At 65.7% G+C, this 18,701-nt stretch carries 19 protein-coding genes and 1 tRNA gene; 15 read left to right on the top strand and 5 right to left on the bottom strand.

Going from position 1 to position 18,701, the window contains the following annotated elements:
- The first annotated feature begins 38 nt into the window (after positions 1 to 38).
- From CUJ89_RS17290 to CUJ89_RS17265, 6 genes are all read left to right on the top strand, one after another.
- Positions 39 to 114, top strand: a tRNA-Phe gene (locus tag CUJ89_RS17290).
- Positions 115 to 451: 337 nt separating this feature from the next.
- Entirely contained in the window at positions 452 to 1,186 is a 735-nt protein-coding gene (queC, locus tag CUJ89_RS17285) for a 7-cyano-7-deazaguanine synthase QueC (RefSeq protein ID WP_114178384.1), read from the top strand.
- Between the two features lie 75 nt (positions 1,187 to 1,261).
- Positions 1,262 to 1,894, top strand: a complete 633-nt coding sequence (gene queE, locus CUJ89_RS17280; protein WP_114178383.1) for a 7-carboxy-7-deazaguanine synthase — start codon at positions 1,262 to 1,264, stop codon at positions 1,892 to 1,894.
- 18 nt (positions 1,895 to 1,912) lie between these two features.
- Complete coding sequence (gene queD, locus CUJ89_RS17275; RefSeq protein ID WP_114178382.1) at positions 1,913 to 2,365, top strand: 6-carboxytetrahydropterin synthase QueD; 453 nt, start codon at positions 1,913 to 1,915, stop codon at positions 2,363 to 2,365.
- A gap of 317 nt (positions 2,366 to 2,682) precedes the next feature.
- The gene (locus tag CUJ89_RS17270; protein WP_114178381.1) at positions 2,683 to 3,468 is read left to right on the top strand and encodes an HpcH/HpaI aldolase family protein; all 786 of its coding nucleotides are present in this window, start codon (positions 2,683 to 2,685) and stop codon (positions 3,466 to 3,468) included.
- The gene (locus tag CUJ89_RS17265; RefSeq protein ID WP_114178380.1) at positions 3,465 to 4,238 is read left to right on the top strand and encodes a tetratricopeptide repeat protein; all 774 of its coding nucleotides are present in this window, start codon (positions 3,465 to 3,467) and stop codon (positions 4,236 to 4,238) included. The genes CUJ89_RS17270 and CUJ89_RS17265 overlap by 4 nt, the downstream gene beginning before the upstream one ends.
- Before the next feature lie 93 nt (positions 4,239 to 4,331).
- Here CUJ89_RS17265 and rodA read toward each other — a convergent pair whose 3' ends face one another.
- The 5 genes from rodA to CUJ89_RS17240 form a co-directional block, all read right to left on the bottom strand.
- Complete coding sequence (gene rodA / locus CUJ89_RS17260; protein WP_114178379.1) at positions 4,332 to 5,480, bottom strand: rod shape-determining protein RodA; 1,149 nt, start codon at positions 5,478 to 5,480, stop codon at positions 4,332 to 4,334.
- An 11-nt stretch (positions 5,481 to 5,491) separates the two neighbouring features.
- Complete coding sequence (gene mrdA, locus CUJ89_RS17255) at positions 5,492 to 7,762, bottom strand: penicillin-binding protein 2 (RefSeq protein ID WP_114178378.1); 2,271 nt, start codon at positions 7,760 to 7,762, stop codon at positions 5,492 to 5,494.
- 108 nt (positions 7,763 to 7,870) lie between these two features.
- Complete coding sequence (gene mreD / locus CUJ89_RS17250; protein ID WP_009687274.1) at positions 7,871 to 8,383, bottom strand: rod shape-determining protein MreD; 513 nt, start codon at positions 8,381 to 8,383, stop codon at positions 7,871 to 7,873.
- Complete coding sequence (gene mreC / locus CUJ89_RS17245) at positions 8,380 to 9,429, bottom strand: rod shape-determining protein MreC (protein WP_114178377.1); 1,050 nt, start codon at positions 9,427 to 9,429, stop codon at positions 8,380 to 8,382. Before mreC ends, mreD begins: the two co-directional genes overlap by 4 nt.
- Positions 9,430 to 9,554: 125 nt before the next feature.
- Positions 9,555 to 10,598 carry a rod shape-determining protein gene (locus CUJ89_RS17240; protein ID WP_004189550.1) on the bottom strand — a complete coding sequence of 348 codons (1,044 nt, stop codon included), beginning with the start codon at positions 10,596 to 10,598 and terminating at the stop codon, positions 9,555 to 9,557.
- A 370-nt stretch (positions 10,599 to 10,968) separates the two neighbouring features.
- Here CUJ89_RS17240 and gatC point away from each other — a divergent pair, with 370 nt between their 5' ends.
- From gatC to CUJ89_RS17195, 9 genes are all read left to right on the top strand, one after another.
- The gene (gatC, locus tag CUJ89_RS17235) at positions 10,969 to 11,268 is read left to right on the top strand and encodes an Asp-tRNA(Asn)/Glu-tRNA(Gln) amidotransferase subunit GatC (RefSeq protein ID WP_006477478.1); all 300 of its coding nucleotides are present in this window, start codon (positions 10,969 to 10,971) and stop codon (positions 11,266 to 11,268) included.
- A 68-nt stretch (positions 11,269 to 11,336) separates the two neighbouring features.
- Positions 11,337 to 12,827: an Asp-tRNA(Asn)/Glu-tRNA(Gln) amidotransferase subunit GatA gene (gene gatA / locus CUJ89_RS17230; RefSeq protein WP_114178376.1), complete on the top strand. Its 1,491-nt coding sequence runs from the start codon at positions 11,337 to 11,339 to the stop codon at positions 12,825 to 12,827.
- 5 nt (positions 12,828 to 12,832) lie between these two features.
- On the top strand, positions 12,833 to 14,305 hold the full coding sequence (gatB, locus tag CUJ89_RS17225; RefSeq protein WP_114178375.1) for an Asp-tRNA(Asn)/Glu-tRNA(Gln) amidotransferase subunit GatB: 1,473 nt from the start codon (positions 12,833 to 12,835) through the stop codon (positions 14,303 to 14,305).
- 118 nt (positions 14,306 to 14,423) lie between these two features.
- Entirely contained in the window at positions 14,424 to 15,263 is an 840-nt protein-coding gene (locus tag CUJ89_RS17220) for a polyphosphate kinase 2 family protein (protein WP_114178374.1), read from the top strand.
- Positions 15,264 to 15,303: 40 nt separating this feature from the next.
- Positions 15,304 to 16,077 (top strand): exodeoxyribonuclease III, encoded by a 774-nt coding sequence (locus CUJ89_RS17215; protein ID WP_114178373.1) that lies wholly within the window; start codon positions 15,304 to 15,306, stop codon positions 16,075 to 16,077.
- Between the two features lie 327 nt (positions 16,078 to 16,404).
- Positions 16,405 to 16,785, top strand: a complete 381-nt coding sequence (locus CUJ89_RS17210; protein WP_114178372.1) for a PAAR domain-containing protein — start codon at positions 16,405 to 16,407, stop codon at positions 16,783 to 16,785.
- Positions 16,754 to 17,323 (top strand): PAAR domain-containing protein, encoded by a 570-nt coding sequence (locus tag CUJ89_RS17205; protein ID WP_236654902.1) that lies wholly within the window; start codon positions 16,754 to 16,756, stop codon positions 17,321 to 17,323. Before CUJ89_RS17210 ends, CUJ89_RS17205 begins: the two co-directional genes overlap by 32 nt.
- Entirely contained in the window at positions 17,320 to 17,934 is a 615-nt protein-coding gene (locus CUJ89_RS17200; RefSeq protein ID WP_114178662.1) for a hypothetical protein, read from the top strand. Before CUJ89_RS17205 ends, CUJ89_RS17200 begins: the two co-directional genes overlap by 4 nt.
- Positions 17,931 to 18,653 (top strand): hypothetical protein, encoded by a 723-nt coding sequence (locus tag CUJ89_RS17195; protein WP_114178371.1) that lies wholly within the window; start codon positions 17,931 to 17,933, stop codon positions 18,651 to 18,653. The genes CUJ89_RS17200 and CUJ89_RS17195 overlap by 4 nt, the downstream gene beginning before the upstream one ends.
- Positions 18,654 to 18,701: the final 48 nt, after the last annotated feature.

The following is an 18,701-nucleotide window of genomic DNA, read 5'->3' as shown; positions in this document are numbered from 1 at the left end:
CACCTTCAGGAACCTCGCTATAATCGCTTTTCTTCGTTGGCCCGGTAGCTCAGTTGGTAGAGCAGCGGATTGAAAATCCGCGTGTCGATGGTTCGATTCCGTCCCAGGCCACCAGCAGTTCCAACCCCAAGAATCGGAAGGTTCTTGGGGTTTTTCGTTTGTGGTGGGCATCGCGTGCCCGGCAGCGTTCGCGGGGGCGTGATAAAATCCGTGCCCGCTCAATGACTTAGCGCATCGCTTCATGCGCACGGCAGGCCGCCAGCGTGGCGCCGCCGTGGCGCGCGGCAACGATGCCGCGCGATGGGCGGTATAAGCGCTCCGCCGCGTTCGTGGCCGACCGCGCTGCCTATACTGGTCGAGCCGGCGCAGGCCGGCACGCGTCGGGCCGCCCGGTGGCAGCCGGCCCTGGGGCGCAGTGCGACGCGAGCCTACACATTCACGGAGTATCACGGTGATTCGGACAGACGCTAAAGACGGCGCGCTCGTGTTGTTTTCCGGCGGGCAGGACTCGGCCACGTGCGTGGCATGGGCCCTCGAACGCTACCAGACGGTCGAGACCCTCGGCTTCGATTACGGCCAGCGCCATCGCGTCGAGCTCGAATGTCGCGAAGGCGTGCTTGAAGCGCTGAAGCACCGGTTTCCCGCCTGGTCGGACCGTCTCGGCGACGATCACATGATCGACCTGTCGGTGCTCGGCGCGATCAGCGATACGGCGATGACGCGCACGATCGAGATCGAGACGGCGGCGAACGGCCTGCCGAACACGTTCGTGCCGGGCCGCAACCTGCTGTTCATGACGATCGCCGCGGCGATCGCCTATCGCCGCGGGCTGCGCGTGCTGGTCGGCGGGATGTGCGAGACCGATTTTTCGGGCTACCCCGACTGCCGCGACGACACGATGAAGGCGTTGCAGGTCGCGCTGAACCTCGGAATGGACACGCGCGTCGTGCTCGAGACGCCGCTGATGTGGCTCGACAAGGCGCAGACGTGGCAACTCGCCGAACAACTCGGCGGCGAAGCGCTCGTCGAACTGATCCGCGTCGAGACGCACACCTGCTACTTGGGCGAGCGCGCTGAACTGCACGACTGGGGTTTCGGCTGCGGCGAATGCCCGGCCTGCAAGCTGCGCAAGCGCGGCTACGAGGCCTACCTGAAGGGCGAGCGGGTGACCGAAGCGCCGCTGTGATGCGGGTGCGCCGGCAGCGCTTGATGAATAACGGATTCTGATCGACAACGAGCGGCGCGAGCCGGACGAAGGACGATGACTTACGCGGTCAAGGAAATTTTCTACACGTTGCAGGGCGAGGGCGCGAATGCGGGCCGGCCGGCCGTGTTCTGCCGGTTTGCCGGCTGCAACCTGTGGTCGGGCCGCGAAGAGGATCGTGCGGAGGCCGTGTGCCGCTTCTGCGATACCGACTTCGTCGGCACCGACGGCGAGAACGGCGGCAAGTTCAAGGACGCCGACGCGCTCGTCGCGACGATCGCCGGCCTGTGGCCGGATGGCGAAGCGCACCGCTTCGTCGTCTGCACGGGCGGCGAGCCGATGCTGCAGATCGACCAGCCGCTCGTCGACGCGCTGCACGCGGCGGGCTTCGAGATCGCGATCGAGACCAACGGCTCGCTGCCGGTGCTCGAATCGATCGACTGGATCTGCGTGAGCCCGAAGGCCGACGCGCCGCTCGTCGTCACGAAGGGCAACGAACTGAAGGTCGTGATCCCGCAGGACAACCAGCGGCTGGCCGACTATGCGAAGCTCGACTTCGAGTATTTCCTCGTCCAGCCGATGGACGGCCCGTCGCGCGACCTCAATACGAAGCTCGCGATCGACTGGTGCAAGCGGCATCCGCAGTGGCGCCTGTCGATGCAGACCCACAAATATCTGAACATTCCCTGAGCCACGGCTTTTGACATCGTGCTGATTACCCGAAAACTCGAATTCGACGCGGGCCACCGCATTCCCGATCACCGCAGCCAGTGCCGGAACCTGCATGGCCATCGCTACGTGCTCGAAGTCACGCTGCGCGGCGATCTCGTCGATACCGAGGGGGCGCCCGACCGCGGCATGGTGATGGATTTCGCCGACGTAAAGGCGCTCGCGGTCGAGCACCTCGTCAGCAAGTGGGACCACGCGTTCCTGGTCTATGCGCGCGACGAGGTCGTGCGCTCGTTCCTCGAGCAGATGGCCGACCACAAGACCGTCGTGCTCGACCGGATCCCGACCGTCGAGAACCTCGCGGCGATCGCGTTCGACCTCCTCGCGAGCGTGTATGACGCGCACTACGGCGTGAACCTGCGCCTCGAGCGCGTGCGCCTGTACGAGACGCCGAACTGCTGGGCCGACGTCGAGCGCCAGCCCGGCCGCTGATCCTGCCTTCCCGGCAGCCCCGCCGTCCGGCGCGGGCTGCCTGCCACCGCGCCCCGCGGCCCTGTCCGGCGACGGTGCGGTTCCCCGCCCGTTCCCACATTCCGCGTAACGCCGCGCTATGATCGTTGCGTGGCACCGGAAAACGCGCCCGTGCGCCGTCGCGCGGCCGGCGTTGTCAGATCGGCCGCCCGCCACCGACTGACGTTCCAGGGCCCGGCCTGGCGTCGCCGTCGTGCTTCGACTGCCCGGCGTGTTGCGCTTCGCTTCGCCTGTTGCTTGTCCCGTTCGATTGCCGTTCCGTCCAGGAGGCCGTATCGATGAGCACGCTCACCAATTCCCTCAAACAACGCCTGCACGACGGCGACGAGCCGCTGTACGGCCTGTGGCTGTCGCTCGGCAGCGACTCGGCCGCGGAAGCGCTCGCGCACGCCGGCTACGACTGGCTCTGCATCGACATGGAACACGCGCCGAACGACAGCCGCGACGTTGCGTCGCAACTGCGCGCGATCGCTGCCGCGCACCTGCCGAGCGAGCCCGTCGTGCGCGTGCCGGCGCGCGAGCCGTGGCTCGTGAAGCGCGCGCTCGACGCCGGCGCACGCACGCTGATGTTTCCGTGCATCGAGACGCCCGACGACGCCGCACACGCGGTGCGGCTCACGCGCTTTCCGTCGCCCGAATCGCCTGACGGGCTGCGCGGCGTCGCTGGCATGGTGCGCGCGGCGGCGTTCGGCATGCGCCGCGATTACCTGCAGGGCGCGAACGCGCAGGTCGCGGTGATCGTGCAGATCGAATCGGCGCGCGGCGTCGACGAAGTCGAGCGGATCGCGGCGATGCCTGGCGTCGACTGCCTGTTCGTCGGCCCGGCCGATCTCGCGGCGAGCCTCGGGCATCTCGGTGACATCCGCCACCCGGATGTCGAAATCGCGATGGCGCGCGTGCTCGCGGCCGGCAAGCAGGCCGGCGTCGCGGTCGGCATCTTCGCGGGCGATACGGCGGGCGCGCGCCAGTACCGCGAGGCCGGCTACCGGATGATCACGCTGTCGGCCGACGTAAGCTGGCTGTTGCGCGCGACGCGGCAGGCGCTGCAGGAGGTGCGGTCATGAACGGCGACGGTGCGTGCCGCAGGCGCGCGCAGGGTGCGACCGGTGCGCGCGGGCGGGTCGGCGCAATGCTCGGCCTGTGGGTCGTGTGTGTCGCGGCCGCTGCGCAGGGCGCGCCGCAAGCGAAGCCCGATCCGTCGCACGAGACGCAATCGGCAGTCGCCGACTACAACGCCGGCGACTATCGCGCGGCGCTGGTGCAGTTCCACGACGCGGCCGAGCGCGGCGACCGGCTCGCGCAATTCAACTACGCGATGATGCTGCTGACGGGCGAAGGCGTGACGGCGAACGTCGACGAAGGGCTGCGCTGGCTGAAGCGCGCGGCCGACGCGAACATGTCGCATGCGCAGTACGTGTACGGCCGGATGTTCGACGACGGCGAGTTCGTCGCGCGCAATCCGGCCGAAGCGCATCGCTGGTTCCTGCGGGCGGCGAAGCAGGGGCACGTGCAGGCCGAGCTGTCGCTCGCGAACCAGTTCCTCGACGGGCGCGGCACGCCGCGCGACAACCGGCAGGCGTTTGCGTGGTACAAGCAGGCCGCCGACGCGGGCGAGCCGACCGCGCAGTACGTGACCGCGTCGTTCTACGAGCGCGGCGGCGACGGCGTCGCGCAGAACCTGAACATCGCGCGCGCGTATTACGCGGCGGCGGCCGCGCAGGGCGACGAGACGGCCGGGCTGAAATTCAAGGAGTTGAGCGCGCGGCTGAAGGCGCAGGGGCCTGCATCGGGCAGCGGCGCGGAGCAAGGGGGCGCGCACTCGCCGCCGCAGTGAGCGGGCGCTGCGCTGCGCGGCCGCGTTCGGCATGCCCAATGCAAAAGCGGCGCCCCGGGGCGCCGCTTTCTTTCCGCGGTGCGTGCCGCGCGGTCAGCTCTTCATCAGCCGCCGCTGGCGCCCGACGCTCATGATCATCCCGATCGCGATGCCGAGCGTCGTGAGCGCGGTGCCGCCGTAACTCATGAACGGCAGCGGCACGCCGACGACCGGCAGTACGCCGCTCACCATCCCGATGTTGACGAACGCATAGACGAAGAACGCGAGCGTGAGCGAGCCCGCGAGCAGGCGGCCGAACAGCGTCGCGCCCTGCGCGGCGATGTAGAGCCCGCGCGCGATCAGCGCCATGTACAGCGTCAGCAGCACGAGCCCGCCAACGAGCCCCCATTCCTCCGAGAACACCGCGAAGATGAAGTCGGTGTGCTTCTCCGGAATGAATTCGAGGTGCGCCTGCGTGCCTTTCAGGTAGCCCTTGCCGAGCACGCCGCCCGAGCCGATCGCAATCACGGCCTGGATCGTGTGGAAGCCCTTGCCGAGCGGGTCGGAGGTCGGGTCGAGCAGCGTGCACACGCGGTGCTTCTGGTAGTCGTGCATCAACGGCCACTGCACGTCGGGCTGGCAGATGCGCTGCTCGAACACGGCGATCGAACCGACCGCGATCACGCCGGCGACGAGCACCGGCACGATCAGCTTGAACGACAGGCCCGCGAGATAGATCACGAAGAAGCCGGCCGCGAACACGAGCAGGCCCGTGCCGAGGTCGGGCTGCTTCGCGATCAGTCCGACCGGCACCAGCAGGATCCCGAATGCGGCGAGGAAGTCGTACCAGCGCAACCCGCCTTCGCGGCGCTGGTAATACCACGCGAGCATCAGCGGCGTCGCGATCTTGAGGATCTCGGACGGCTGGATCACGACGCCGACGTTCAGCCAGCGCTTCGCGCCCTTCTTGGTCATCCCGAACAGCGCGACCGCGACCAGCAACGCGACCCCGAACGTGTAGAGCGGGACCGCGAAACGCATCAGCGTGGTCGGCGGGATGTTGGCGATCACCCACATCAGCACGAACGTCAGCAGGATGTTGCGCAACTGGTCCTCGACGCGGCCCGGCATGTCGATCGCCGCGCTGTACAGCGTGACGATGCCGACACACAGCAGCAGGAACACGATGAGGGCGAGCGGGCGGTCGAAGCCCGCGAACATCTGCTTGATCTTGTCGAGCCAGGCGCGCTTGTCGAATTGCATGCCTTTCTCCGTTAATGAGCGGTGCCGGCGTCCGCCGCTTTCGCGGGAGCCGTCGCACGGTGGTTGTCGTCCCGCGGCGTGGCGACGAGCGGCTGCGCGTCGCTGGCGGGCCGGCGCGGCCGGTGCGGGCGCCGGATCGGCGGCAGGCTCGCGGCCATCGGCGCCGCGGCGCTGGCGCCGGCCGCACCGGCCGCCCCCGACGCATCGGGCGCCGATGCGGCCGATGCCGCATCCGCCGCGCTGGCCGCGGACGGCACGACGGGCTGCGGCAGCGTAGTGAAGCCGGCCGCGACGGCGGCGGGCCTGTTCGCGTCGCCGATCACCGGCGCGTTGACGGGTTCGGTCGCCGACGCCGCGGCGGCCACGGCCGCGGCCTCGTTGGTCGGGTTCTGGCGGTCGACGAGGTAGAAGTCGAGCACGCGGCGCGCGATCGGGCCGGCGGCCTGCGCGCCCCAGCCGCCGTTCTCGACGACCAGCGCCACGGCGATCTTCGGATGGTCGGCTGGCGCGTACGCGATGAACAGTGCGTGGTCGCGCAGGTGCTCGGCGAGCAGGTGGCCCTTGTAGTTGGCGCCCTGCAGCGAGAACACCTGCGCGGTACCGGTCTTGCCGGCGGCGAGGTACTGCGCGCCGCGGAACACCTTGTACGCGGTGCCGGACGGGTTCTCGATCACGTTCTCCATCCCGCGCTTCACGACGTCGATGTCGGACTGCTTGAGCGGGATCACTTCGCTTTCCTTCGGCACGGTCAGGTGGCGCCCGCGCGAGATCGGATCCTCGACTTCCTTCACGAGGTGAGGCTTCATCACGATGCCGTTGTTCGCGAGCGTCGCGGTCGCGTGCGCGAGCTGCAGGATCGTGAACGAGTTGTAGCCCTGGCCGATCCCGAGGCTGATCGTCTCGCCGTCGAACCACTTCTGCTGCGCGGCCTTCTTGAATGCCTTCTTCTTCCAGTCGGTCGACGGCAGGATCCCGCGCGCCTCGCCCTGGATGTCGATCCCGGTGATCTGGCCGAAGCCGAACGGCTTCATGAAGTTCGCGATCGCGTTCACACCGAGGTCGCGCGCGAGCATGTAGAAGTAGGTGTCGTTCGACACCATGATCGCCTTGTTCATGTCGACCCATCCCTGGCCCGAGCGCACGTCGTTGCGGAACGTGTGGCCGCCGAACGTGAAGTAGCCGGGATCCTGGAAACCCCAGCCCGGCGAGCGCTTGCCGAGCGTCAGGCCCGCGAGCGCCATGAACGGCTTGTATGTCGAGCCGGGCGGGTAGGTGCCGTGCAGCGGGCGGTTCAGGAGCGGCTTGTCGGTCGAGGTGTTCAACTCGTCCCAGGTCTGCTGGTCGATGCCGTCCACGAACGAATTCGGGTCGAAGCTCGGTGACGACACGAACGCGAGCACGTCGCCCGTTTTCGGCTCGATCGCGACGAGCGCGCCGCGCTTGCCGGCGAACGCCTGCTCGGCGACCTGCTGCAGCCCGATGTCGAGCGACAGCACGAGGTTGTTGCCGGGCGTCGCCTGCGTGCGCGACAGCGTGCGCACGGGCCTGCCGCCGGCCGTCACCTCGACCTCCTCGAAGCCCGTCAGCCCGTGCAGTTCGGTCTCGTAGCTCTGCTCGACGCCGATCTTGCCGATGTAGTCGGTGCCCTTGTAGTTGTTCGCGTCGCGGCGCGGATCGTAGTTTTCCTGGTCGCTATCGTTGTCGTCGCTTATCGCGTCGATACGATCCTGGTCGCGCTTCGAGATCCGGCCGATGTAGCCGATCACGTGCGCAGCCGTCGTGCCGAGCGGGTACTGCCGGAACAGCCGCGCGCGCACGTCGACGCCGGGGAAGCGGAAGCGCTGCGCGGTGAAGCGCGCGACTTCCGCATCGGTGAGCCGCGTGCGGATCGGCAGGCTCTCGAAGTTCTTCGAGTCTTCCTGCAGCTTCTTGAAGCGGCGGCGGTCGCGTGCGTCGATCGGGATGATCTCCGACAGCTTGTCGATCGTGTTGTCGAGCGTGTCGTCCAGCTTCGATGGTGTGATCTCGAGCGTGTACGCGGAATAGTTCTTCGCGAGGATCACGCCGTTGCGGTCGGTGATGATTCCGCGGTTCGGCACGATCGGCGCGACCGAGATGCGGTTTTCCTCGGCCTGCAGCGCGTATTTGCCGTGCTGCATCAATTGCAGGTAGAAGAAGCGGCTCGCGAGCAGCCCGAAGCAGACGAACACGAACACGCCCGCCGCCGCGACGCGCAGGCGGAACTTCGAGAGCTGCTGTTGGGTGTCGTTGAATTCGGTCATGCGGTCAGGGTCGGTCTGACCCGCGCACTGCACGCGTGCACGGGCGAGGTGCCGCCCCGAGGCGCGGTGCGCGGCGGGCGTGGGGGCGGCGGGTAGTCACGGTCGGTCTCAGATCGGGCGCGTATCGTCCGGATCGACCGGGCGGCGTTGCGGCATCAGCAGCAGGTGGCTCGCGATCGGCCACAGCGCGGCTTCGACGAAGCCGTCGACCAGGTAGCGCCAGCCCGGGAACGCGGCGCCCATCACGAGACGGATCACGAACGGCACGAGCTGCGCGACGACCAGCAGCGGCGTGACATACAGCACCTGCACGCCGATCGGCATCCACAGCACGCGGCGGTGGATCGTGATCGCGCCGTACGACAGCAGCGTATAGGCGAGCGCATGCTCGCCGAGCAGCCCCGCGTCATGCACGTCCATCAGGATGCCGAGCGCGAACGCGACGCCCATCCCGACCTTGCGCGGCTGGTGGATATTCCAGAACAGCAGCACGAGCGCGACGAAGTCGGGCACGCCGGGCAGGCGGCCCCACGGCATCAGGTTCAGCAGGAACGCGGCGGCGAGGCTGAAGACGATGAAGTACGGATTGACCGGCTGCAGGATGTATTGCGGGCGGTTCATCGCTGGGCTCCTGGTTGCCCGGCCGCCGGCTTCGCGGGCGCGGCGGCGGGCTTGCCGGGGGCGGCAGGCGCGGGCTTCGCGCTGGCGGCCGGCTTCGCATTCGCGTCGGCCTTGTCGGCTTTCTCGCCCTTTGCGGCGGTCTTCGCGCCCTTCTTGCCGCCCTTCGCGTTCTTGTCGGCGGCCGGATCGAGCTCGGCCGGGCGCGGCGGGATGTCGTTCTGGTAATGCAGCACGAGCATCTGGCGCGCGCCGCGCACGGCGGCGATCGGCGCGCAGGTCACGCGCGCGAACGCCGTATCGGCGAGCTTGTCGACGTGTACGACCTTCGCGACCGGCAGGCCGGGGGGATAAACGCCGTCGAGGCCGCTCGTGACGAGCTCGTCGCCGACGACGAGATCCGCGCTGGTCGGCACGAAGCGCAGGTCGAGCGAATCGCCCTTCGGCGTGCCGTAGATCACGCTGCGCAGGCCGGTGCGCAGCACCTGCACGGGAATCGCGAGATCGCGGTCGGTGACCAGCGTGACCTCGGACTGCAGCGGGAACACGCGCGTGACCTGGCCGATCACGCCGTTCTCGCTGACGACGGGCGCGCCGTTCTGGATGCCCTGCTGCAAACCTTGCCCGATCACGATCTTCTGCGTGAACGGATCGCTCGTGTCGTACTGGATCTCGACCGGCGTCGATTGCGTCGCGATGTGCTGGCGCAGTTCGAGCACCGCGCGCAGATGCACGTTTTCCTGCGCGAGCACGGCGGCCTGGTTGGCCTGCGTGGACAGTTGCAGGTTGCGCTTGCGGAGGTCGTCGTTCTCGTGGCGCAGCGACGAGCCGGTGACGGCGATGTCGGCCGCGCCCATGAACAGGTCGCGCGGCACGAGCGCCGCGCGCTGCAGCGGATAGAGCACGGTGCCGAGCACGCCGCGGACGATTTCGAGCGTGCTGAAGCGCGCGTCCGACACGAGGAGCGCGATGGCGAGGGCAACGAAGAAGATGAGCCGCGCGAGCGCGGGCGGACCTTGCTTGAAGAGGGGCGGCGGACTGTATTCCATGGTCGGCGCCGGGCGCGTGTGATCGGTTAAATGATGCTCAGACGCGCAAACGGCGCGGCGGTTCGTTCTAAACGAGCGATCCGGCCACGCCGCGGGTGCGTCATGTCAAGGAACTGCCTAGACGATCACTCGTACGAGAAGATGCTGCCCAGCTTGTCCATGCGCTCGAGCGCCATACCCGAACCGCGTACGACGCAGGTGAGCGGATCTTCCGCGACGAGCACCGGCAGGCCGGTTTCTTCCGCGAGCAGGCGGTCGAGGTCGCGCAGCAGCGCGCCGCCGCCCGTCAGCATCATCCCGCGTTCGGCGATGTCGGCGCCGAGTTCCGGCGGCGTCTGTTCGAGCGCGATCTTCACCGACGACACGATCTGGTTCAGCGGATCGGTCAGCGCTTCGAGGATTTCGTTGCTGGAGATCGTGAAGCTGCGCGGAATGCCTTCCGACAGGTTGCGGCCCTTCACTTCCATTTCCTTGACTTCGGAGCCCGGGAACGCGGAGCCGATTTCCTTCTTGATCGCCTCGGCGGTCTGTTCGCCGATCAGCATCCCGTAGTTGCGGCGGATGTAGTTGACGATCGCCTCGTCGAACTTGTCGCCGCCGACGCGCACCGAGCCCTTGTACACGATGCCGCCGAGCGAGATCACGCCGACTTCCGTCGTGCCGCCGCCGATGTCGACGACCATCGAGCCCGTGGCTTCCGACACCGGCAGGCCAGCACCGATCGCGGCCGCCATCGGCTCCTCGATCAGGTAGACCTGCGATGCGCCGGCGCCGTGCGCGGCTTCCTTGATCGCGCGGCGCTCGACCTGGGTCGAGCCGCACGGCACGCAGATGATGATGCGCGGCGACGGCGAGAACATGCGCGACTCGTGCGCCGTCTTGATGAACTGCTTGATCATCTGCTCGGTGACGGTGAAGTCGGCGATCACGCCGTCCTTCATCGGGCGGATCGCCTCGATGTTGCCCGGCACCTTGCCGAGCATCTGCTTGGCTTCCTTGCCGACCGCCTGGATCGTCTTCTTGCCGTTGGGGCCGCCTTCCTGGCGAATCGACACGACGGACGGCTCATCGAGCACGATGCCCTTGCCGCGCATGTAGATCAGGGTGTTTGCGGTGCCGAGGTCGATCGCGAGATCGTTGGAGAAGTAGCTGCGCAAAAAACCGAACATTCAGAATCCTGTTTCGCTCTGAGCCGGCCCTGTGTAGCGAGGAGCGCTGAGGGCGGCAGCGGAAAAAATAACAGCCTCGGGAAGCGTGGCGGAAGCGGCCGCCGCGGCGCACGAAGCTGCGAGTGATGTCTACCGGGGATCGCACGAAGCACGCACGGCTTGCCGAAGTGGGGCGAAACGGTGCGGGAAAAGGCTGCCGGGTTTGGGTCGAACGCGTAATGATACCTTATAATTTCACGGTATTTGAATCGAAACGGGCGGTATTTTTGCCGCTTCGGCCCCGATTTTTGAGGGTGGGATCGTACCCTCCAACCCCCCGCCGCAGCGCTGCTTTTGATGCGCTGCGCAGCCTTGTTTTTCCGGTGATCGCATGGCCCTGACCCTGACCGATGTGAAACGCATCGCGCATCTGGCGCGACTCGAAATGGCCGACGCCGACGCCGAGCATATGCTCGGCCAGCTCAATGAATTCTTCGGCCTCGTCGAGCAGATGCAGGCGGTCGACACCGCCGGCATCGCGCCGCTCGCCCACCCGATCGAACAGATCCAGGAAGTCGCGCAGCGCCTGCGCGACGACGCCGTGACGGAAGTCGTCAATCGCGACGACAACCAGCGTCCGGCGCCGGCCGTCCAGGACGGCCTCTATCTCGTGCCGAAGGTGATCGAGTAAGCGTTCGATGACAAGCGTGCCGGCCGGCTAGCGCCGCGCGCCACCCAGAATTCCAGGAAAACCACTCAATGCACGCAAAAAGCCTGACCGAACTGCGCGCCGCGCTCGCCGCCAAGGAATGCTCGGCCGTCGAGCTCGCGCAGCACTACCTGAAACGGATCGACGCCGCGCGCGACCTGAACGCGTTCGTCCACGTCGACGCCGATCTGACCCTCGCGCAGGCGAAAGCCGCCGACGCGGAACTCGCGCGCGGCGCGGGCGGCGCGCTCACCGGCCTGCCGATCGCGCACAAGGATGTATTCGTCACGCGCGGCTGGCGCTCGACCGCCGGCTCGAAGATGCTCGCGAACTACGAGAGCCCGTTCGACGCGACCGTCGTTGCCCGCCTGCAGGCGGCCGGCATGGTCACGCTCGGCAAGACCAACATGGACGAGTTCGCGATGGGCTCGTCGAACGAGAATTCGGCGTTCGGCGCGGTGAAGAACCCGTGGGACACGAACGCGGTGCCGGGCGGCAGCTCGGGCGGCAGTTCGGCCGCCGTCGCCGCGCGCCTCGCGCCGGCCGCGACCGGCACCGACACCGGCGGCTCGATCCGCCAGCCCGCGTCGTTCGCGGGCGTGACGGGCATCAAGCCGACCTACGGCCGCGTGTCGCGCTACGGGATGATCGCGTTCGCGTCGTCGCTCGACCAGGGCGGCCCGATGGCGCAGAGCGCGTCCGACTGTGCGCTGCTGCTGAACGCGATGGCCGGCTTCGACGAGCGCGACTCGACCAGCCTCGAGCGCGACGACGAGGATTTCACGCGCCACCTCGGCCAGCCGTGGGCGGCCGGCAACGATGCGGCCAAGCCGCTCGCGGGCCTGCGCATCGGCTTGCCGAACGAGTATTTCGGCGAGGGTCTCGCCGACGACGTGCGCGCGACGATCGACGCGGCACTTAAAGCTTATGAAGCGCTCGGCGCGACCCTCGTGCCGGTGTCGCTGCCGAAGACGGAACTGTCGATTCCCGTGTACTACGTGATCGCGCCGGCCGAGGCGTCGTCGAACCTGTCGCGTTTCGACGGCGTGCGCTTCGGCCACCGCGCCGCGCAGTACGGCGACCTGCTCGACATGTACAAGAAGTCGCGCGCCGAAGGCTTCGGCCCCGAGGTGAAGCGCCGGATTCTCGTCGGCGCGTACGTGCTGTCGCACGGCTACTACGACGCGTACTACCTGCAGGCGCAGAAGATCCGCCGCATCATCGCGCAGGATTTCCAGCAAGCATTCGAGTCCTGCGATGTCATCATGGGCCCGGCTTCGCCGACGGTCGCGTGGGATCTCGGCGCGAAGGGCGACGATCCGGTGGCGATGTATCTCGCGGATATCTACACGCTGTCGGTGAGCCTCGCCGGCCTGCCCGGCATGAGCGTGCCGTGCGGCTTCGGTGCGGGCGCGAACGCGCAGCGCCCGGTCGGCCTGCAGATCATCGGCAACTATTTCAACGAAGCCCGGATGCTGCAGGTCGCCGACGCGTTCCAGCGCGCGACCGACTGGCACAAGCAAGTTCCGGCAGGAGTGTGAACACCATGACTCAATGGGAAGTCGTTATCGGTCTCGAGACGCACGCGCAACTGTCGACCGTCTCGAAGATTTTCTCGGGCGCGTCGACGCAGTTCGGCGCCGAGCCGAACACGCAGGCGTGCCCGGTCGACCTGGCGCTGCCGGGCGTGCTGCCGGTGCTGAACCGCGGCGCGGTCGAGCGCGCGATCCGCTTCGGCCTCGCGATCGGCTCGACCATCGCGCCGCGCAGCATCTTCGCGCGCAAGAATTATTTCTATCCCGATCTGCCGAAGGGCTATCAGATCAGCCAGTACGAGATCCCGGTCGTGCAGGGCGGCACGATCACGATCCAGGTGCCCGCCAATGAAAAGGCCGGCAAGGAAGCGTACGAGAAGACCGTCAACCTGACCCGCGCGCACCTCGAGGAAGACGCCGGCAAGTCGCTGCACGAAGACTTCGCCGGGGCGACGGGGATCGACCTGAACCGCGCGGGCACGCCGCTGCTCGAGATCGTCACCGAGCCGGAAATGCGCAGTGCGGCCGAGGCCGTAGCCTATGCGAAAGCGCTGCACGGGCTCGTCATGTGGCTCGGCATCTGCGACGGCAACATGCAGGAAGGCTCGTTCCGCTGCGATGCGAACGTGTCGGTGCGCCCGGTCGGCCAGGAGAAGTTCGGCACGCGCGCGGAAATCAAGAACCTGAATTCGTTCCGCTTCCTCGAGGAAGCGATCAACTACGAAGTGCGTCGCCAGATCGAGCTGATCGAGGACGGCGGCCAAGTCGTGCAGGAAACGCGCCTCTACGATCCGGACAAGCGCGAGACGCGTTCGATGCGCAGCAAGGAAGACGCGCATGATTACCGCTACTTCCCCGACCCCGACCTGATGCCGCTCGTGATCGGGCAGGACTGGATCGACCGCGTGCAGTCCGGGATGCCCGAACTGCCGGCCGCGATCCAGCAGCGCTTCGTCGAGCAATATGGCGTGTCCGCGTACGACGCGGGCGTGCTGACGTCGAGCAAGGCGATGGCCGCGTACTTCGAGGCGGTGGTCGCGAAGGCTGGCGAAGCGAACGCGAAGATCGTCGCGAACTGGTTGATGGGCGACGTGTCGTCGCAACTGAACCGCGACGGCATCGAGATCGACGCGATTCCCGTGTCGGCCGCGCAGCTCGCGCTGGTGCTGCAGCGCATCGCCGACGGCACGATCTCGAACAAGATCGCGAAGGAAATCTTTGCGACGATCTGGGACGAGAAGGCGGATGACGAAGGCGCGGCCGACCGCATCATCGACGCGAAGGGGCTGAAGCAGATCTCCGACACCGGCGCGCTGGAAGCGATCATCGACGAGGTGCTCGCGGCGAATGCGAAGTCGGTCGAGGAATTCCGCGCGGGCAAGGAAAAGGCGTTCAACGCGCTGATCGGCCAGGCGATGAAGGCGACGAAGGGCAAGGCCAATCCGCAGCAGGTCAACGAACTGCTGAAGAAGAAGCTCGGCTGAACATGATCGCGCGCCTGAACCGCGCTTGACGACGGGCCGCCTCGAATCTGTTCGGGGCGGCCCGTCGCGTTTGGTGGGTGCGTTATCGTATGCACCACACCGCCCAACGGAGGAAGGTATGGCGAAACAACCGTCGCTCGACGATTTCCGCGTGCCGTACAGCACGCGCGACAAGGAAGCCGCCGCATTCAAGCTCGATGTGTTCGACCCGGGCGCGAAGCCGTTCTCGTCGGGTTCGAAGGAAGCCGACCGCGAGCGGCTGTCGGCCGTGTCGACCGAACTCGACGTGCAGCAGGAGCGCCTGCACACGCAGCAGAAGAAGCGCGTGCTGCTCGTGCTGCAGGGGATGGATACCAGCGGCAAGGACGGCACCGTGCGCGCGGTGTTCCGCGAGGTCGATCCGCTCGGCCTGCGCGTCGTGTCGTTCAAGGCGCCGACGCCGATCGAGGCCGCGCACGATTTCCTGTGGCGCGTGCATGCGCAGGTGCCGGCCGCGGGCGAGCTCGCGATCTTCAACCGCAGCCACTATGAAGACGTGCTCGTGCCGCGCGTGCTCGGCGCGATCGACAGCAAGGAATGCGAGCGCCGCTACCGGCAGATCCGCGATTTCGAGACGATGCTGTTCGAGAACGGCACGACGATCATCAAGTGCTTCCTGCACATCTCGAAGGACGAGCAGCGCGAGCGGCTGCAGGCGCGCATCGACGATCCGGCCAAGCACTGGAAGTTCGACATCGCCGATCTCGATGCCCGCAAGCACTGGGACGCGTACCAGTCTGCGTACCGCGACGCACTCGCCGCGACGTCGGCCGAGCATGCGCCGTGGTACGTGATCCCGGCGGATTCGAAGACGCACCGCAACGTGATGATCGCCGAGCTGCTGCTGCGCACGATGACCGACATGAAGCTGGAATTCCCGCCGCCGAAGCCCGAGCTCGAAGGCGTGAAGATCCGTTAAGCTGCCACCCTGTAAAACATCGAACTGAACGGAACCCGACATGATGCGAGTGATTACCGCCAACCTGAACGGCATCCGCTCCGCCGCGAAGAAGGGCTTCTTCGACTGGCTCGGCGAGCAGAAAGCCGATTGCGTGTGCGTGCAGGAAATCAAGGTCTCGGCCGACGACCTGCCGGCCGAATTCGTCGAGCCGCATGGCTTCAGGAGCTATTTCCACCATGCCGAGAAGAAGGGCTACAGCGGCGCGGGCGTGTACAGCCGCCACGAGCCCGATGACGTGATCATCGGCTTCGGCAGCAGCGAATTCGATTCCGAAGGGCGCTACGTCGAAGCGCGCTACGGCAAGCTGTCGGTCGTGTCGGTGTACGTGCCGTCCGGCTCGAGCGGCGAAGAGCGCCAGCAGGCGAAGTACCGCTTCATGGACGAGTTCATGCCGCACCTCGCCGCGCTGAAGAAGAAGCGCGAGGTGATCCTGTGCGGCGACGTGAACATCGTCCACAAGGAAATCGACATCAAGAACTGGAAGAGCAACCAGAAGAACTCGGGTTGCCTGCCGGAAGAGCGCGAGTGGCTCACGAAGCTGTTCGACGACGTCGGTTATGTCGACGTGTTTCGCACGCTCGACCCGCGCGCGGAGCAGTACACGTGGTGGAGCAACCGCGGCCAGGCGTACGCGAAGAACGTCGGGTGGCGGATCGACTACCAGATCGCGACGCCGGGCGTGGCCGGTACCGCGAAAAGCACGTCGATCTTCAAGGACATCAAGTTCAGCGACCATGCGCCGCTGACGATCGATTACGACTATAAGAAGTGATGTTCGGGGCTGCGCATCAAGCGCGGTAGCGATGCCGGTTCGCCGGATGCAAAACGGGCCGCATGTCTGACATGCGGCCCGTTTCATTTGTGGTGGTGATCACGCAGGCCGCCCGGCGGCTTTTCTCCTTCAGCGTTTGACGAATGCCACTTCCACGGAGCACTGATCCGTTCAAGTAGCGCTCGCATTTTCGAACTCATCCCATATTCACGGCCCCTCGTTTTGTGGAGACTGCTCGACGGATATTCGCGTGTTGTCCGAAAGCGCGAATCACTCATCTCGGCCGTTCGTAGGCCGCGATGGTCCGTTCAGACAGGAGAACTCCGCATGTCGAAACAAGCAATCAACGAAACGACGCATCTTTTCGCAACTATCGGCGCGCGAACCGAGCGTGGTGGGAAGGTTACGCGCGTGTCCACCAATGCGACGGTCGACGATCTGGGTCTCGCAGTAGTTGGCGATATCGTTGCATACGAGGACGGTACAGAGGCCACTATCGTTGATGGGGCCGGCTTTGCTGCCATGTGGGGTAACAGGCCGGTTGCACTCGTCGGATCACATTTGAGTAATGGCGATCGTATCGTGACCGCCGCACAGGACGCGTTCGGCATTACGGTTCGCGATGGCGAGGAAATTCCCGGGTTGTTTGATTCGGCGTATTCGCCGACTTTGGCTGATGCTGTTCGTACTGGAGACGGTCGTGCGTAAGGCTGCGATTCGGCATGGCGACCCTACAACGACACGTGGAATCGTGTTCGCCTATTCCTCCACGATTTATGACGATCGAAAGCACGTGGCGCTGAGCGGCGATGAAGCGACGTGCGGCAACTGCGAGGGGATATTCAAAATATTTGGAACCGGCAAAGGGATGTCGGAAAAAGGACGAGACGTAGTTGTTGAAGGCGACCTCGTACTCTGTCCATGCAAAGCGAATCGGGTCCTCGCCGGCCGCAATCCAGGAATATTTCTGGAGACACGTAGCGATGGTGTACCGGCTGTTGCGCACGCGACGGCTTCGAGTGCAGAACTGATGTCGGACACCTCTGAGGACGATATCGAGCAATTTTTCGAGATTGTCGACGCAATCACCAGAAAACCTGTCGAAGGATTGCGCTGCAAGGTGCTGAGCAATGGATACACGCTCGTTGATGACGTGCCTCTTGTACACGGTAGAACGCGCTCGTTTTCGATGAAAATGCACCCCAATATTTCCGTTGTGGCGTGGCGGACAGGGGGGGCACGATGAGCGACGTGATCAACGAGGACCTGCGATTGCTTGCTGCGATCGCATACGGTGAAGCGTCCGTCGCAAATGATTCGGACGAAATCGGAGGAATCGCTTTTGCTGTCGCAAACCGGTGTCGGGCATGGGGCGGGAAGAGCGTATCCCAACTACGTGCAGCGGACCGGAACTATGCCTATGCGTGGAATGGCACCAATCAGCGGTTCAACAAGCTGATGTCTACCCCGGACGACAACCTCGATGCTGACCCGGGGATGAAGTTGGCTGTCGAGTGGGCGCGCAAAGCGCTGGCAAATGAAGGTCCGGACCCATCGAATGGTGCGTTTTGGTGGGATGGTCGTGACTTCATGACGGTGTACGCATCACACCCGAAAGTCAAAGACACGTTTAAGTGGGGGGCGCCTTCACACAACATTTTCGAGGTACAGGAGAATCCGGGGTCGTTCGTTACGCGATGGAGAGTGGTGAACAAGAAGACCGGGAAAACGGTCGATGGGGCCGAACGAGGCCGCTACGATTCGGTATGGGTTTCAACTGCGGCCTACGGAAGCACAATTTTCTGGAAATACAATCCCGATTTTCTGGGGGCGACGGGAGCGAAGGCACACCGATGAAAATCGTAACGATACTGGTCACTGCCGTGGTCGTCTTGTCATGCGATGCCATGGCTGAGTCGTACGACAGCTACGATGCGTTTTACGCGGCACGGCCAGGCTCGGTATTTCACGCTCCGGTCGGGCGAGAGGTTGACCCGAATACGCCGGGCGCGCATGTGCTTTATGCGTACCCGGGAAAGCCGGGCCAATTTGCGGCGCTGCACGCCGAGTTGAGGCGACGTGCACTTGATCTTGAACTTTGGCAAGACCGCATCGTAGTCAACGGCCGAGTCTATCGGTTTGCGCGTGCGACGGCGTTCCCGGGCGAGCGTGCGTCCGACATATATCCGGGCTCGGCCGATGTGTACGTCGCCGAGCGAACCGGTGCCCACCCGCCGCTGATCTGCGTGGAAGGTAACGGCAGTGCGTCGGGCGAGGCTGCCAGCCGATACCGGCAAGTTTTCCTGGTGATGAATCCGTTGGCGCGTAAGCCAACGTTTCTGCAATTGCCCGGACTGCTTTCGTCATGCCGGGCCGTTGCGGCGACGAGCGACGGGAAGCTCACATTTCCGAAGAATAGCTATCTGTTCGACGACACGCATGCGGTGCGGACCGGATTACTGGTCGAGTACTACACGTTCGAGGGGCGGCGCTTTGCTCAAACCCGCGATGCGCTCCGGCTCGGATTCAATACGCCGGAGAATCCGTTTCAATTCTCGCTGCAGGACAGGGACTGACGTACCGATCGATATCGTGGGCACTACCAGGGTGTCGTGCCCGCGATC

Origin of the sequence: Burkholderia pyrrocinia (assembly GCF_003330765.1) — a bacterium.
Classification (GTDB): Bacteria; Pseudomonadota; Gammaproteobacteria; order Burkholderiales; family Burkholderiaceae; genus Burkholderia; species Burkholderia pyrrocinia_B.
Note: the sequence above shows the minus strand (reverse complement) of the source record. Positions and strands in the feature narration are given on the sequence as shown.

Coding starts and splice junctions, on each gene's coding strand:
- queE (WP_114178383.1), top strand. CDS start 1,262: ATGACTTACGCGGTCAAGGAAATTTTCTACACGTTGCAGGGCGAGGGC.
- CUJ89_RS17270 (WP_114178381.1), top strand. CDS start 2,683: ATGAGCACGCTCACCAATTCCCTCAAACAACGCCTGCACGACGGCGAC.
- CUJ89_RS17265 (WP_114178380.1), top strand. CDS start 3,465: ATGAACGGCGACGGTGCGTGCCGCAGGCGCGCGCAGGGTGCGACCGGT.
- rodA (WP_114178379.1), bottom strand. CDS start 5,480: ATGCAATTCGACAAGCGCGCCTGGCTCGACAAGATCAAGCAGATGTTC.
- mrdA (WP_114178378.1), bottom strand. CDS start 7,762: ATGACCGAATTCAACGACACCCAACAGCAGCTCTCGAAGTTCCGCCTG.
- mreD (WP_009687274.1), bottom strand. CDS start 8,383: ATGAACCGCCCGCAATACATCCTGCAGCCGGTCAATCCGTACTTCATC.
- mreC (WP_114178377.1), bottom strand. CDS start 9,429: ATGGAATACAGTCCGCCGCCCCTCTTCAAGCAAGGTCCGCCCGCGCTC.
- CUJ89_RS17240 (WP_004189550.1), bottom strand. CDS start 10,598: ATGTTCGGTTTTTTGCGCAGCTACTTCTCCAACGATCTCGCGATCGAC.
- gatC (WP_006477478.1), top strand. CDS start 10,969: ATGGCCCTGACCCTGACCGATGTGAAACGCATCGCGCATCTGGCGCGA.
- gatA (WP_114178376.1), top strand. CDS start 11,337: ATGCACGCAAAAAGCCTGACCGAACTGCGCGCCGCGCTCGCCGCCAAG.
- gatB (WP_114178375.1), top strand. CDS start 12,833: ATGACTCAATGGGAAGTCGTTATCGGTCTCGAGACGCACGCGCAACTG.
- CUJ89_RS17220 (WP_114178374.1), top strand. CDS start 14,424: ATGGCGAAACAACCGTCGCTCGACGATTTCCGCGTGCCGTACAGCACG.
- CUJ89_RS17215 (WP_114178373.1), top strand. CDS start 15,304: ATGATGCGAGTGATTACCGCCAACCTGAACGGCATCCGCTCCGCCGCG.
- CUJ89_RS17210 (WP_114178372.1), top strand. CDS start 16,405: ATGTCGAAACAAGCAATCAACGAAACGACGCATCTTTTCGCAACTATC.
- CUJ89_RS17205 (WP_236654902.1), top strand. CDS start 16,754: ATGCTGTTCGTACTGGAGACGGTCGTGCGTAAGGCTGCGATTCGGCAT.
- CUJ89_RS17200 (WP_114178662.1), top strand. CDS start 17,320: ATGAGCGACGTGATCAACGAGGACCTGCGATTGCTTGCTGCGATCGCA.
- CUJ89_RS17195 (WP_114178371.1), top strand. CDS start 17,931: ATGAAAATCGTAACGATACTGGTCACTGCCGTGGTCGTCTTGTCATGC.